Below are 14,727 nucleotides of genomic sequence, written 5' to 3' on the forward strand. Positions count from 1 at the left end.
TATGGAAAAACCATTCCTTGAAGTTTTCCCGGGGCTTCATATTGCGGATGAACTGAAAGAGCTTTTGAAACTTGTCGTGGTGGAAAAGGTCACCATGACAAAGGACAGAAGCTCTATTCGTGTTTATATCAGAAGTCCCAGACTCATTCATAAAAAGAACATTTATGCCCTGGAAGACGGGATCGCGAAGCAGCTGTTTCCGGGAAGACCGATCACGATCAAGATTCTTGAGAAGTATCGTTTGTCGGCACAGTATACCCCGGAGAAGCTCTACGATGTCTACCGGGACAGCATCCTCATGGAGCTTAAGAATTACGGCATGATCGAGTACAACATTCTCCGTCGGGCGGACACAAAATTTGTGACCGACGACAAGATGGTTATGACGATCGAGGACAACCTGATCTACAGGGAGCGGTCGAAGGAAGTCGGGCGCGTCCTCGAGAAGATCTTTACGGAGCGCTGCGGACTTGCGGCGGAAGTGGAGTTTTTATATAAAGAAGCGGAGAAGAAGGACCCGATGGACCAGCCGGTGTTCATGAAGCCGGGCGGAGAGCTCATCATGGGAACCCGGAATGAGGAGAATTACCTGGAAGGCACCGCGGAAAGTGCGCCGTGGGACGAAGGTCCGGCGAACGGCGGATTCAGCGGAACGTTCGGAGACGGCAATGGAGACGCGGGGGCCGGGATCACGGCACAGAGCGCTGGAAATTCCGGATCCGCAGGACGGTCCGGCGCGGCGGACGGCGGTAAAAAAGCCCCCGGAGAAAAAACGGCGTCTGGTTCCGGAGCATCGAAGCAGAAGACGGATGCGGCAGGAAAGCCCGGCGGAAACCAGAACGGAAAGTCTGCCGGTGGTGGACAGAACGGCGGCGGTTTTACAAAGAAGACTTTCGGCGAGAAGGGAAAAGGCGGCTTTTCCGGCGGCTTCCGGAAAGGTTCCGACGGAAGGATCCCGTACCGGAAATCGGAGAATCCGGATGTTCTGTTTGGGCGCGATTTTGAAGGCGATGCGGTAGATATTCACGATATTGACGGTGAGATCGGCGAGGTTGTGATCCGCGGCAAGGTGATCCGCGCGGAGAAGAGGGAGCTCCGGAGCGGAAACAAACTCATGATCTTCGATATCACGGACTTTACGGACAGCATCACGGTCAAAATGTTCCTCAGGGAAGGCCAGGAGGAAGATGCGACAGCGGCGATCAAGGAAGGAAACTTCATCAAGATCAAGGGCATCACGACGATCGACAAGTTCGACGGTGAGCTCACGATCGGTTCCATCGTCGGCATCAAAAAGAGCGAGGACTTCACGTCCAAGCGTGTGGATAATGCCCCGGTGAAGCGTGTGGAGCTCCACTGTCACACGAAGATGAGCGACATGGACGGTGTCTCCGAGGTGAAAGACCTCGTAAAGCGTGCCAAGAAGTGGGGGATGCCGGCACTCGCGGTCACGGATCACGGCTGCGTCCAGGCGTTCCCGGACGCGAACCATGCGCTCGACAAGGGAGATACCTTCAAGGTCCTCTATGGAGTTGAGGGGTACCTCGTCGACGACATGAAGGAGATGGTCGTCAATTCCAGGAACCAGAGTCTTGACGGCGAGTATGTCGTATTCGATATCGAGACCACAGGATTTTCACCGACAAAGAATAAGATCATCGAGATCGGCGCCGTGAAGGTGAGAAACGGGGAGATCATTGACCGGATGGATGAGTTTGTAAATCCGGAGGTCCCGATCCCGTTTGACATCGAGCGCCTGACCGGGATCAACGACGCGATGGTCATGGGCGCGGACACGGTGGACAAGGTCCTGCCGAGATTCCTAGAGTTTGTCGGCGATGCGGCGTTAGTGGCGCACAACGCGTCCTTCGATGTGAGCTTTATCTCCCACAATGCGGGACTTCTGGGACTGCCGTTCGACCCGACCGTCCTCGATACGGTGACGCTTGCGAGAGCGCTCCTCCCGAACCTGAATCGATTTAAGCTTGACACGGTGGCGAAGGCGCTCGGCGTCTCTCTGGAAAATCATCATCGCGCGGTCGATGATGCGGAGGCAACTGCCGGAATTTTCCTGAAATTCGTGGAAATGCTGAAAAAACAGCACGATATGACGACGCTCGACCAGCTCGAGGAGTTCAGTCATGTGAGTGACGAGACGATCATGAAGATGCCGACGTACCATGTCATCATCATCGCAAAGAATGATCTGGGACGCGTGAATTTGTACCGCCTCGTGTCATGGTCGCACCTGAAGTATTTCTCGAGAAGACCGAGGATCCCGAAGAGTGTGCTGAATGAGTACCGGGAAGGTCTGATCATCGGCTCGGCCTGTGAGGCGGGAGAGCTTTACCAGGCGATCCTCCGCGGGGTTCCGGATGCGGAGCTTGCGAAGATCGTAAAATTCTACGATTATCTGGAGATCCAGCCGCTCGGAAACGACATGTTCATGCTGCGGGACGAGAAGAGCACGGTAAAGACGGTGGATGATCTCATGGACATCAACCGGAAGATCGTCTCCCTCGGCGAGCAGTTCAACAAGCCGGTCTGCGCGACCTGTGATGTGCATTTCATGGACCCGGACGACGCGATCTACCGGAAGATTCTGATGGCCGGAATGGGCTTTAAGGATGCGGACGAGCAGGCGCCGCTGTTCCTGCGGACGACGGAGGAGATGCTCTCAGAGTTCGAATATCTGGGCAGCGACAAGTGCTACGAGGTCGTTGTCACGAACACCAGGATGATCGCCGATATGTGTGAGCCGATCGCGCCGGTGCGCCCGGATAAGTGTCCGCCTGTCATCGAAAAGTCGGATGAGACGCTGCGAAATATCTGTTACAACCGTGCACACGAGATGTATGGCGAGAATCTTCCGAAGATCGTTGTGGACCGTCTGGAAAGAGAGCTGCACTCCATCATTTCCAACGGATTCGCGGTTATGTATATCATCGCGCAGAAGCTCGTGTGGAAGTCGAATGAGGACGGATATCTGGTCGGTTCCCGAGGATCGGTCGGTTCATCCTTTGTCGCAACGATGTCCGGTATCACGGAGGTAAATCCGTTAAGTCCGCATTATTCGTGCCCGAACTGTCATTATTATGATTTTGACTCGGACGAGGTGAAGAAGTATGCCGGAATGGCGGGATGTGATATGCCTGATAAGGTGTGCCCGGTCTGCGGACATCCGATGGTGAAGGACGGGTTTGACATCCCGTTCGAGACATTCCTGGGATTCAAGGGAGATAAGGAGCCGGATATCGACTTAAACTTCTCCGGTGAGTACCAGAGCCGTGCGCATGACTACACGGAGGTTATTTTCGGTAAAGGCCAGACGTTCCGCGCGGGGACGATCGGTACGCTGGCGGACAAGACGGCGTACGGTTATGTGAAGAACTATTTTGAGGAGCATGGAGAGCGGAAGAGAAACTGTGAGATCAACCGGATCGTTCAGGGTTGTGTCGGCGTCCGACGGACAACGGGACAGCATCCGGGCGGTATCGTTGTTCTGCCGCTCGGCGAGATGATCTATTCGTTTACCCCGGTCCAGCATCCGGCGAACGATATGACGACGAAGACGATCACGACCCATTTTGATTACCATTCCATCGACCACAACCTGCTGAAGCTTGATATTCTCGGGCACGATGATCCGACGATGATCCGTATGCTGCAGGACCTCACGGGACTTGATCCTGTTAAGGATATCCCTCTGGATTCGCGGGAGGTCATGAGTCTGTTCCAGAGTACGGATGCGCTGGGGATCAAGCCGGAGGATATCGGCGGTTGTAAGCTTGGCGCGCTCGGGGTTCCGGAGTTCGGTACGGATTTCGCGATGCAGATGTTGATTGACACGAAGCCGAAGTATTTTTCGGACCTTGTGCGTATCGCGGGTCTGGCCCATGGTACGGATGTATGGCTGGGGAATGCCCAGACGCTCATCCAGGAGGGCAAGGCGACGATTCAGACTGCGATCTGTACGCGTGATGATATCATGATCTATCTGATACAGCAGGGACTTGAGGAAGGTCTTGCGTTTACGATCATGGAGGCGGTCCGTAAGGGCAAGGGACTGAAGCCTGAGTGGGAAGAGGAGATGACGAAGCACGGGGTTCCGGACTGGTATATCTGGTCGTGTAAGAAGATCAAATATATGTTCCCGAAGGCCCATGCAGCAGCTTATGTTATGATGGCATGGCGGATCGCTTATTGCAAGGTATTCTATCCGCTTGCGTATTATGCGGCGTTTTTCAGTATCCGCGCCAGTGCGTTTTCATACGAGATCATGTGTCTGGGGCGTGAGAAGCTGGAGTATCATCTGGCGGATTATAAGAAGAGGGCGGATACGCTTTCGAAGAAGGAGCAGGATACGCTGAGGGATATGAGGATCGTGCAGGAGATGTACGCCCGTGGGTTTGATTTTCTGCCGCTGGATATTTATACGGCGAAGGCCAGACATTTTCAGGTCGTGGGGGACAAGCTGATGCCTTCCATCAACAGTATTGACGGTCTGGGAGAAAAAGCGGCTGATTCCATCGAGGAGGCTGCAAAGGCCGGAAAATTCCTCTCCAAGGAGGATTTCCGGAACAGAACGAAGGTCAGTAAGACGATCTGTGATCTGATGGAGGAGCTGGGAATCCTGAAGGGACTTCCGGAGTCGAATCAGCTGTCGCTGTTTGATTTCTAAATTTCATAGTGGCTGGGGTACGCGCCGGTGAGACTCCGGGCGCGAACACTTAGTGGGATTCCGGGAGGGTTCCTCTATGCTCCCAGAAAAATGCTAAGGGCGGAGGCCCGGGGACACAACTCGCAACTTGCGTTGCTCAGACAAGTGTCCCCGGGCCTCCAACGCATTTTCCAGCGAGCCAAGAGGAAGCCAGCTCCCTCCACCCAGGCGGTCCGTGCCCGGAGTCTCACCGGCGCTGGGTGTTGGCGGGAGTGAGGGATGAAGGGAAGGTTGTGGTGGGAGAGAGGGGGGTGGCGGAAGCTGGACGATGCGCGGGGCCCTTTGGGCGCCGCGGCATCGCGAGGTTGATGTGGCGGTGTGAAGGCTGTTGGTGCATTGTGAAATTGTGGAGTGGTCGAGGGAGTTGGGATTGTGTTTTTGAGGGAGAGTGGTATACTGGAGCATATAAATACAATTAATGTATTTTTATTATTTAGCCTGAATTATTCAGGAGAGCTTTTTTAAGGGGAAAGTTATGGTAAGTTATAATATTTATTTTAGTCCGACGGGCACGACGGAAAGAGTCGTAAAACATATGGGAGAAAGCTTTGGCAGTATGGAAAATATTGACCTGTCGAGACGGGATATGAAAAATCATGAAATGGAACAGGGGGATTTTTGTATTGTGGGAGTTCCGTCCTTCGGAGGACGTGTTCCGGGAATTGCGACCGAGAGACTTCGGAAAATAAAGGGTGACCGCACGCCGGCATTTTTGCTGGTTACATATGGCGGAAGAGCGTATGAAGATACTCTGGTGGAATTGAAGGATGTGCTTGAGGCTCAGGGCTTTGTCTGTATTGGGGCTGCTGCGATTGTGGCGGAACATTCGATCGCCCATCAGATCGAAGCGGGGCGTCCGTCGGCGCAGGATTACGATGAACTTGATACGTTTGTGGCTGAGGTGAAGGAGCGCCTGAAGGGGAATGTCTGTCAGGTCGAGGTGCCGGGAAACAGGCCTTATAAGGAATACAAGGTTCTGCCGATGGACATCCAGGTGTCAGCTGAATGTATGGGATGCGGAAGCTGCGTGGAGAGCTGTCCGGTTGGAGCGATACCGTTTGAGGATCCGAAGATGACGAACGGAGAAGTCTGCATTTCATGTATGAGATGTGTGGAGATCTGTCCGCAGAGTGCCAGAAGCGGGAATCCTGAAAAGGTCCAGATGATTTCGGAGAAACTGAAAATGATCTGTCAGCCGGATAAGGCGAATGAGTTTTTCTGATTTAGAGATAGTTGGGAGAAATGTTTTGAAGATATATGAATTTTCACAGTGTTGCAGGCCGGAGAAAGCGGGAAAAGAAAAAGATCATCGGCGTCAGGTAGGTTTTACATATAAGATTGCAGCAATGACAGGAGGAAAAATACTATGATTATCAAGAAGGATACATGTAAACTCGCTCTGGTACAGGCAGCACCAGTCATGTTCGATAAGGACAAGTGTGTGGAGAAGATCATCGCCCTGATCGGGGAGGCGGCCGCTAAGGGAGCGGAACTGATCGTTTTTCCTGAACTTTTTATTCCGGGATACCCATATGGAATGACTTATGGATTTACTGTCGGAAGCCGCAGCAGGGCGGGAAGAGAGGACTGGAAGACTTACTATGACAATTCGATCCTGGCGGATGGAGCGGAGATGCAGAGTATCGTTGACTGCGCGAAGGAACATTCGGTATATGTGAGTGTTGGGTATTCGGAGCGGGACGCTGTGACGGCGACACTTTATAATTCCAATATCATGATCGCACCAGACGGACAGACGATGAATCACAGAAAGCTGAAGCCTACCGGCAGCGAACGTGTGATCTGGGGAGATGCGGATAAGGATTTTTTCCCGGTAATGGAGATACCTTGGGGACCGATGGGTAATCTGATCTGTTGGGAGAGCTACATGCCGCTTGCGAGAGTGGCGCTTTACCAGAAGGGAGTTGCGCTCTATATTTCCCCGAATACGAATGACAATGAGGAGTGGCAGAATACGATCCGCCATATCGCCATCGAGGGACACTGCTTCTTCATCAATGCGGATATGTATTTCACGAAGGATATGTACCCGAAGACCGCCAGCGGGGATGAGGAGATTGCGAAGTTAAATGATATCGTGTGCCGGGGAGGAAGCTGCGTGATCGATCCTTACGGGCATGCGGTGAGTGAGACTGTGTGGGATAAAGAGGAGATCATCTACGCGGACCTCGACATGCAGAAGGTCCCGGCGAGCCGGATGGAGCATGATGTCTGTGGACATTACGCGAGACCGGACGTGTTGAAATTGAGTGTGGAGGATAAATAATGAAAGTATTGATGATCAATGGAAGCCCGCGGGCGAATGGAAATACATCTATTGCGTTGAATGAGATGAAAACGGTGTTTGAAAAAGAGGGAGTCGACGCGGAGATCGTGCAGGTCGGCAGTGAGGCGGTAAGGGGATGTATTGCCTGTAATCGCTGCGCGGAGCTTGGGAAGTGTGTGTTCGACGATGTGGTGAATAAGCTGGCGGTGAAGCTTTCGGAGGCTGATGGACTGGTGGTCGCAAGCCCTGTTTATTATGCGTCTGCAAATGCGACCTTAATCGCGGTTCTGGACCGGCTGTTTTATAGTACATCCTTTGATAAGACAATGAAAGTCGGGGCGAGCGTTGTCTGTGCGAGACGCGGCGGATGTTCGGCGACTTTTGACGAGTTAAATAAGTATTTTACGATCAGCAACATGCCGATCGCATCTAGTCAGTACTGGAACTCCATCCACGGGCGCGGACCGGGAGAAGCTGTGGGGGATGCGGAAGGTCTTCAGACGATGCGGGTTCTTGCGAGAAATATGACATTTCTCATGAAGAGCATTGAGCTTGGAAAAGAGAAGTATGGTCTTCCGGAGAAGGAAGAGGTCGTGCGGACACATTTTATCAGATAGAGAAGAATGATATTGGAAGGAAATTATGCGATGAATCGGCAGAAACTGGTAAGTCAGATCAGAAGGTATGTGCCTTATAATGAGCAGGAAGAGGCGGATAAGGCTTTGATCCTAAACTGGATCGAGAAGAATGATGACGCGTTCCTTCGGGATAATGTGGTGGCGCACATGACGGCTTCGGCCTGGGTGGTGGATAAGGACAGGAGTAAAGTCCTTATGGTGTATCACAATATTTATCATTCCTGGTCATGGCTTGGCGGGCATGCGGATGGGGAGACAGATCTTCTGGCGGTTGCAATCCGGGAGGTGAAGGAAGAAGCAGGAATTTCCGATGTGCGGCCAGTGTCGGAGGAGATTTTTTCGCTGGAATCACTCACCGTTGACGGACATGTGAAAAAAGGACGGTATGTGTCCAGTCATCTGCATCTGAATGTGACGTATCTTCTGGAAGCGGATTCTGAGGAACAGGTGTCTGTGAAGGCGGATGAGAACAGTGGGGTCGCTTGGTTTACGCCGGAGGCGGCGTTAAAGAAATCTACGGAGCCGTGGTTTGTGGAGCGGGTGTATGCGAAGCTTGTCGAGAAGACGAAGTCCTGGAGATAAACGGAAACTAAATGGAAAGTCGGTCGATCGTATCAAGGGATGCATAAAGAAATTTTGAACGCAGATAAGCATTCCCCCGCTTCAAGTGCGCGGAGCACTAAGCGGTGGGTGAGTGGGATGCTTATGTCAGTGGGAGTTGAAAGCTCCCACTGACAGATCGCGAAGCGACTGCGTTCATGAGCAAGTAGCGAAGCGGATTGCGAATGTCCGCTTTACTAGAGTTTTATATTGTCGGTTCAGGATTTGAACTGGTCAGACGCCCGTCCGGTGAATGAACACTGGGCGGGCGTCTTGTGATCAGCTTAATCGGTGGATAAATAATCCGCTTCGGAGCTTCGGCTCAAACCAGGTAGACTTCGGCGGCATCAGGAGTCCTGCGTCCGCCACGGAAAGAAGTTCTTCGATGGACGTCGGATACATGGAAAATGCGACTTCCATATCTTCACCAACGCGGCGTTCCAGCTCCTTTAATCCGCGGATTCCGCCGATAAAGTCGATCCGTTTATCGGTTCTCGGATCACCGATCCCAAGAACCGGTGCAAGAAGATGATCCTGAAGGATCGAGACATCCAGTCCCTTTACCGGATCAGCGCTTCTGTACTGCGGAAGGATCTTTAACACGTACCATGTCCCGTCAAGATACATGCCGAAGGTTCCTTTTTGAACCGGAGCATAAGGTTCTTTCCCGATTTCTTCCAGTTCGAATTTTTCTTTTAATTTCTCAAAAAACTGTTCCGTGCTCATCCCGTTCAGATCCCTGACCACCCGGTTATACGGGAGGATCATAAGTTCCTCATCCGGGAATAATACAGAGAGAAAATAGTTGAACGGTTCTTCACCCGTATAACCGGGATGCTTTGTACGGCGCTTCAGACCGACTTTTACGGCGGAGGCGGCTCTGTGATGCCCGTCTGCGATGTAGGTGGACGGAATCGCAGCAAATGCAGCTTCAATGGCGTCTGTCCGGTCTGCTCCGTCGATCCGCCATACCCGGTGGCGGATCCCGTCGTCGGACACAAAATCATAGAGAGCCGGTTTCGTTTTTTCTTCTGCAACGATCTCCTTTAAGGCTATATTTTGCCGGTAGGCCAGAAAAATAGGACCTGTCTGCGCATTGACGGTATCCACATGGCGGATGCGGTCCAGTTCTTTTTCCTCCCTGGTGTTTTCATGCTTTTTGATCACACCGTTCACATAATCATCAATGGAACAGCAGGCGACGATCCCTGTCTGGCTGCGTCCGTCCATCGTCAGCTCGTAAAGATAGTAGTGATCCCCTGCGTCTGTCACGTAGATCCCGTCCGCGATCTGCGAATCGAGCAGCTCTCTTGCCTTTTCGTATACACAGTCCGCATAGGTATCGACATCATCGGAAAACTGGGTCTCCGCCCGGTCGATATTTAAAAAAGAAAGAGGATTTCCTTTTACCGCCGCACATGCCTCTTTCCGGTTATACACATCATAGGGGAGAGCAGCTACTTCCGCTGCATGTTCCTTTGCTGGTCTGATGCATATAAATGGTTTTACAACTGCCATTTTAGTTCCTCCTGTTTGTTCTGATTCTGGTGTTCTTTAAGAGAAGAGTATTCCTGCATAATATTTTACGATCATTATAGAATAAAAGAATGGAATGTGCAAGAAGAGTACCGATGATACAGGACTTTGGCGGATTGCATGTATACGGATCAGTGACAAAAAATCTCAATAACAGCCCTTGACATTTCCGTATTCTATGTTACTATTTACATATACCCGGTATGGGTATACAGCAACAGAAAGGAACGACGATATGGAACAGTATACAGTTACAGGAATGAGCTGCGCTGCCTGCCAGACCCGCGTGGAAAAGGCGGTTTCCAAAGTGCCTGGCGTCACCTCGTGTTCTGTGAGTCTGCTCACGAACTCGATGGGAGTCGAAGGGACAGCTTCTTCCTCGGAAATTATTGCGGCGGTCCAGGCTGCCGGATACAGGGCGTCCGTAAAAGGTGCAGAAAAATCAGATGGAGACGGAGACAGCGCGCTCTACGATGAATCGGCCCTGGAAGACCATGAGACTCCGGTCCTGAAAAAAAGACTTGTCTCCTCCATCGGTTTTCTCCTGGTCCTCATGTATTTCTCCATGGGGCATATGATGTGGAACTGGCCGCTTCCGAAATTTTTCGATGGAAACCATGTGGCGATGGGGCTTACACAGCTTCTTTTCACCGTGATCGTCATGGTGATCAACCAGAAATTCTTCATCAGCGGCTTTAAGAGTCTGCTTCACGGCGCCCCGAATATGGACACTCTGGTCGCCCTTGGATCGAGTGCGTCCTTCGCGTGGAGCACATACGCGCTGTTCATGATGACGGATGCCCAGGTAAAGGGAAACATGGACGCGGTCATGGAATATATGCACGAGTTCTATTTTGAATCTGCTGCGATGATCCTGACGCTGATCACGGTCGGAAAAATGCTGGAAGCGAGATCAAAGGGCCGCACCACCGATGCCTTAAAGGGCTTAATGAAGCTGGCACCGAAGACTGCGGTGATCGAAAAGGACGGCGTGGAGACCACAGTCCCGATCGCACAGGTCAAGAAAGGTGATGTCTTTGTTGTCCGCCCGGGTGAAAATATACCCGTGGATGGTATCGTGCTGGAAGGAAACAGCGCGGTGAACGAGTCCGCCCTCACGGGTGAGAGCATTCCGGTCGATAAGGCAGCAGGCGATCTTGTTTCGGCAGCAACCTTAAACCAGTCCGGATTTATCCGCTGCGAGGCGTCCAGAGTCGGAGAGGACACGACGCTCTCCCAGATCATCAAAATGGTCAGCGATGCGGCAGCCACAAAAGCTCCGATCGCGAAGATCGCAGATAAAGTCTCCGGCGTGTTCGTGCCGGCAGTCATCACGATCGCAGTGATCACGACGATCGGCTGGCTCCTTGCGGGTGAGACGATGGCATTCGCTCTGGCGAGAGGAATTTCCGTTCTTGTGATCAGCTGCCCGTGTGCGTTAGGCCTTGCGACTCCGGTTGCCATCATGGTCGGCAACGGAATGGGAGCGAAGAACGGAATTCTCTTTAAGACAGCGGTTTCCCTTGAGGAGACGGGCAAAGTGGAGATCGTTGCCCTGGATAAGACGGGAACGATCACAAGCGGCGAACCCCGCGTGACAGACATTGTCCCGGCGGAGGGGATCACAGAGACAGAACTTTTATCGATGGCGTATGCGCTCGAGAAGAAGAGTGAACATCCGCTCGCAAAGGCAGTTCTCTTAAAAGGCGAGGAGATGGGACTTTCCGCAGCCGACGTGGCAGACTTTGCGGCTCTTCCGGGAAACGGACTTTCTGCGAAATTAAACGGAAATACGATCTACGGTGGAAACATGAACTTTATCGGAAGTCATGTGAATGTGCCGGAAGAGATGAAACAGAAATCGGAAACTCTCGCGGAGAGTGGAAAGACTCCGCTGTTCTTTGCAGAGAATGAGAGACTTATCGGCATCATCGCCGTTGCGGATATGATCAAGGAAGACAGCCCGCAGGCGATCAGGGAGCTTCAGAACATGGGAATCCATGTGGTCATGCTGACCGGAGACAATGAGCGCACCGCGAAGGCGGTCGGAAAAGAGGCCGGCGTCGACGAGGTCATCGCCGAAGTCCTTCCGGACGGCAAAGAGAGCGTGATCCGGAAGCTGAAAGAAAAAGGCAAGGTTGCCATGGTCGGTGACGGGATCAACGATGCCCCGGCGCTCACGAGAGCCGATATGGGAATTGCGATCGGAGCGGGAACGGATGTCGCAATCGATGCGGCGGATGTGGTCCTCATGAAGAGCCGCCTGTCAGATGTTCCGGCAGCGATCCGCCTGAGCCGCGCGACACTCACAAATATCCACGAGAATCTGTTCTGGGCATTTTTCTACAATGTGATCGGAATTCCGCTCGCGATGGGACTCTGGATCCCGGTATTCGGGTGGAAGTTAAATCCGATGTTCGGCGCTGCGGCGATGAGCTTATCGAGCTTTTGCGTCGTATCAAACGCCCTGCGTTTAAATTTCTTTGATATCCGGCGTTCCGACAGGGACAAAAAGATAAAAACAAAATCTCATAAGAAAGAGAAGGAGAGTAAAACTATGGAAAAGACACTGAAAGTAGAAGGTATGATGTGCGGTCACTGTGAGGCAACTGTAAAGAAGGCGCTCGAGGCGATCGACGGCGTATCTGCTGCAGAGGCAGATCACGTAAAAGGAACTGCGACTGTGACACTTACAAAGGATGTTCCGACAGAAGTGTTAAAGAAAGCGATCGAGGATAAGGATTATAAGGTGATCGGCTGATCAGTTTTTCAGACGGATCATGGCATTTTCTCAGATGTCGAAGATGTGCTGTCCCGGGATGAAATACTTCCGGGGCGGCTTTTCCTGCTATCATGGACATATAAAAATTTGGGAGGTCGCACATGGAAAAACGATCATGTTGTTGTTCCGGGGGAGACGGGGCAATGAACATAAATATGGAAACAGGCGCAGAAGCGGCAGAAAACGCGGCAGCTGCGGATGCAGGGACCGATGATGCAGTCTGTCACTGCCGCCACAAACACAGGACAGAAAAAGAAGAGAAGGACCTTTTAAACCGTTTGAGCCGGATCGAAGGACAGGTCCGCGGCATCAAAGCCATGGTCCAGGACGAGCGCTACTGCCCGGATATCCTGGTCCAGGTATCGGCGGTGCAGTCTGCACTGAATGGCTTCTGCAAGGTCCTGCTGTCAAATCATATCAAAACCTGTGTGGTGGAAGATATCCGGAATGGGAATGAGGAGACTGCGGTGGCAGAGCTCTGTGAGACGATCAAGAAGATGATGTAAAAAATATATTTGTGGTGAAGTGCCGCCTGAGTTGCTGTCAGTCATGCAATCGGAAAACGGGCAGTCTGTGGTGAGCATGCCCGCATAGTATCTATTATAAAAGCCTGGCATCATATATGCGATGCCAGGCTTTTGCGATTTATGAACATTTATCCGATCGTGCGGTAAGTAAAAAACGCGAATCCCAGAATACAGAGGGATGCGATGATCTCACTGATAATGCGGACGACTGTGTGCGGGGTGTCATTGCTGATGATCCTGCGGGTGATGCGGATACAGACCGTAACGGCAACGAGAATGATCAGTGTGAAATATGCGGTCCGAAGCGGGATCACATTGAATGCGCCGAGACCGGCAGTGACCAGCATTGCGATAGAAAGAATGATTCTGATTGCCTTCATAAGAACGCCCCCTCTGATGAATATATTTGTGTACAGATATTATACCACAATTTTGATAAAATGGAAAACTTTTCTGTTAATTTCTTTGCGGAAATTCAGGATAATGAAAAGGTGATCCGCAAGAAGAGTGAAAATAGTATACAAAACCTTTGACAGCAGCTTGTGGGAGAGGGAGCGGAGTCCAGAGACTCCCTGGCAGGAGGCTGTTTTACAGTGAAGAAACGCCAAAAGTGTAGCTAATGTAGAAAAAATGCAAAAAATAGAAAAAAATCAAAAAAAGCTGTTGACATTTCCACAAATCTGTATTATACTTACGTACGTAATCGAGGCGTGGCTCAGTTTGGTAGAGCGCTGCGTTCGGGACGCAGAGGTCGCAAGTTCGAATCTTGTCGCCTCGACTTATACAAACCAAGGCCTGTTGGTCAAGCGGTCAAGACGACGCCCTCTCACGGCGTAAACCCGGGTTCGATTCCCGGACAGGTCACTTGCTGTTGCGTAAGCAGCAGCATTTTTTAAAGGTGCTTCCGTGGCTCAGTTGGTAGAGCAACGCATTCGTAATGCGTAGGTCGCCGGTTCGAGTCCGGCCGGGAGCTGATTACAAAGGGGCTGTCGCATTAGCAAATATTTTTTGCTGGGCGACAGCCCTGCTTTATGCCCAAATGGTATCGAAATCGGTCACGTTTTCGATGCCATTCTTTATAAACGCAGTTCATTCCCAGGCATCCCTTTCGGCATGCCTCATTTCAGGCTGTTTTGTTTTCAATTATCAAAATCTATGCCCTTTTTAATGGAAAAAGATAACTTCCCGTTCTTCCGGTCTGAATCTTGCAATGAAGCTTATTGATATTTCGTCCCATCGCCAGAAGGATGCTCTCTGCCAGTGCATTTGCCTTTCCGCGATACAGATATCTTCGAAAATTCATGTCCTCTTTTACGTCAGCAAAAGAACCTTCTGCCTGAATACTGCGATTCATACGGAGCATCGTTCCATACTCACTTGTGATCCGTTCCAGATCTTCTGCGCGTTTCTGGTTCATCGTTTTTGAAACCATCAGCACTTTATTGCGCTTTTCCATTGGTGTTTTGCAGTTGTTTCCCTTGATACATTCCGTTTTATAAGGGCAACCAGTGCAGTCTGGGCTTCTGTAATAAGTTTTTACACTGACATATCCGCTAGTTGTTTTACTTCTGCGTTCATTTGTGACAGTTAGTTCCCTTCCGTTGAGGCAGATGTAGCTGTCCCTGTCTGCATGGTAC

Annotated in this window: 10 protein-coding genes and 3 tRNA genes; 10 read left to right on the forward strand and 3 right to left on the reverse strand. The window is 51.4% G+C overall.

Features of this window, described 5'->3' with window-relative positions; genetic code table 11:
* The first annotated feature begins 1 nt into the window (after nucleotide 1).
* The 5 genes from GPK90_RS11910 to GPK90_RS11930 all read left to right on the forward strand — a co-directional run bounded on the left by GPK90_RS11910 (nucleotide 2) and on the right by GPK90_RS11930 (nucleotide 8,227).
* Entirely contained in the window at nucleotides 2-4,681 is a 4,680-nt protein-coding gene (locus GPK90_RS11910; protein ID WP_118529740.1) for a PolC-type DNA polymerase III, read from the forward strand.
* Between the two features lie 514 nt (nucleotides 4,682-5,195).
* The gene (locus GPK90_RS11915; protein ID WP_215703086.1) at nucleotides 5,196-5,942 is read left to right on the forward strand and encodes an EFR1 family ferrodoxin; all 747 of its coding nucleotides are present in this window, start codon (nucleotides 5,196-5,198) and stop codon (nucleotides 5,940-5,942) included.
* Between the two features lie 144 nt (nucleotides 5,943-6,086).
* Nucleotides 6,087-7,007, forward strand: coding sequence for a carbon-nitrogen hydrolase family protein (locus GPK90_RS11920; RefSeq protein WP_215703087.1), 921 nt, complete (start codon nucleotides 6,087-6,089; stop codon nucleotides 7,005-7,007).
* Nucleotides 7,007-7,624, forward strand: coding sequence for a flavodoxin family protein (locus GPK90_RS11925; protein WP_015554272.1), 618 nt, complete (start codon nucleotides 7,007-7,009; stop codon nucleotides 7,622-7,624). Before GPK90_RS11920 ends, GPK90_RS11925 begins: the two co-directional genes overlap by 1 nt.
* A gap of 30 nt (nucleotides 7,625-7,654) precedes the next feature.
* Nucleotides 7,655-8,227 carry an NUDIX domain-containing protein gene (locus GPK90_RS11930; protein ID WP_346011254.1) on the forward strand — a complete coding sequence of 191 codons (573 nt, stop codon included), beginning with the start codon at nucleotides 7,655-7,657 and terminating at the stop codon, nucleotides 8,225-8,227.
* Between the two features lie 297 nt (nucleotides 8,228-8,524).
* Here GPK90_RS11930 and GPK90_RS11935 read toward each other — a convergent pair whose 3' ends face one another.
* On the reverse strand, nucleotides 8,525-9,763 hold the full coding sequence (locus GPK90_RS11935; protein ID WP_215703089.1) for a DUF1015 domain-containing protein: 1,239 nt from the start codon (nucleotides 9,761-9,763) through the stop codon (nucleotides 8,525-8,527).
* Between the two features lie 253 nt (nucleotides 9,764-10,016).
* Between GPK90_RS11935 and GPK90_RS11940 the strand changes: the two genes are divergently transcribed.
* The gene (locus tag GPK90_RS11940) at nucleotides 10,017-12,542 is read left to right on the forward strand and encodes a heavy metal translocating P-type ATPase (RefSeq protein WP_215703090.1); all 2,526 of its coding nucleotides are present in this window, start codon (nucleotides 10,017-10,019) and stop codon (nucleotides 12,540-12,542) included.
* A gap of 164 nt (nucleotides 12,543-12,706) precedes the next feature.
* Nucleotides 12,707-13,069: a metal-sensing transcriptional repressor gene (locus GPK90_RS11945; protein ID WP_243022226.1), complete on the forward strand. Its 363-nt coding sequence runs from the start codon at nucleotides 12,707-12,709 to the stop codon at nucleotides 13,067-13,069.
* A gap of 149 nt (nucleotides 13,070-13,218) precedes the next feature.
* On the opposite strand, the gene GPK90_RS11950 is transcribed toward GPK90_RS11945, so the two are convergent.
* Nucleotides 13,219-13,470 carry a hypothetical protein gene (locus GPK90_RS11950; RefSeq protein ID WP_118529748.1) on the reverse strand — a complete coding sequence of 84 codons (252 nt, stop codon included), beginning with the start codon at nucleotides 13,468-13,470 and terminating at the stop codon, nucleotides 13,219-13,221.
* A gap of 324 nt (nucleotides 13,471-13,794) precedes the next feature.
* Between GPK90_RS11950 and GPK90_RS11955 the strand changes: the two genes are divergently transcribed.
* The 3 genes from GPK90_RS11955 (at nucleotide 13,795) to GPK90_RS11965 (ending at nucleotide 14,063) form a co-directional block, all read left to right on the forward strand.
* Nucleotides 13,795-13,868 (forward strand) — tRNA-Pro (locus GPK90_RS11955).
* A 14-nt stretch (nucleotides 13,869-13,882) separates the two neighbouring features.
* Nucleotides 13,883-13,954: transfer RNA gene (locus GPK90_RS11960), tRNA-Glu, on the forward strand.
* 36 nt (nucleotides 13,955-13,990) lie between these two features.
* Nucleotides 13,991-14,063: transfer RNA gene (locus tag GPK90_RS11965), tRNA-Thr, on the forward strand.
* A gap of 180 nt (nucleotides 14,064-14,243) precedes the next feature.
* Here the strand turns inward: GPK90_RS11965 and GPK90_RS11970 are convergent.
* Nucleotides 14,244-14,727: transposase (locus GPK90_RS11970; protein ID WP_215703091.1), on the reverse strand; the 484-nt coding region annotated here is incomplete at its 5' end.

It is taken from the genome of Clostridium sp. MCC344, from assembly GCF_018785365.1.
Classification (GTDB): Bacteria; Bacillota; Clostridia; order Lachnospirales; family Lachnospiraceae; genus Pilosibacter.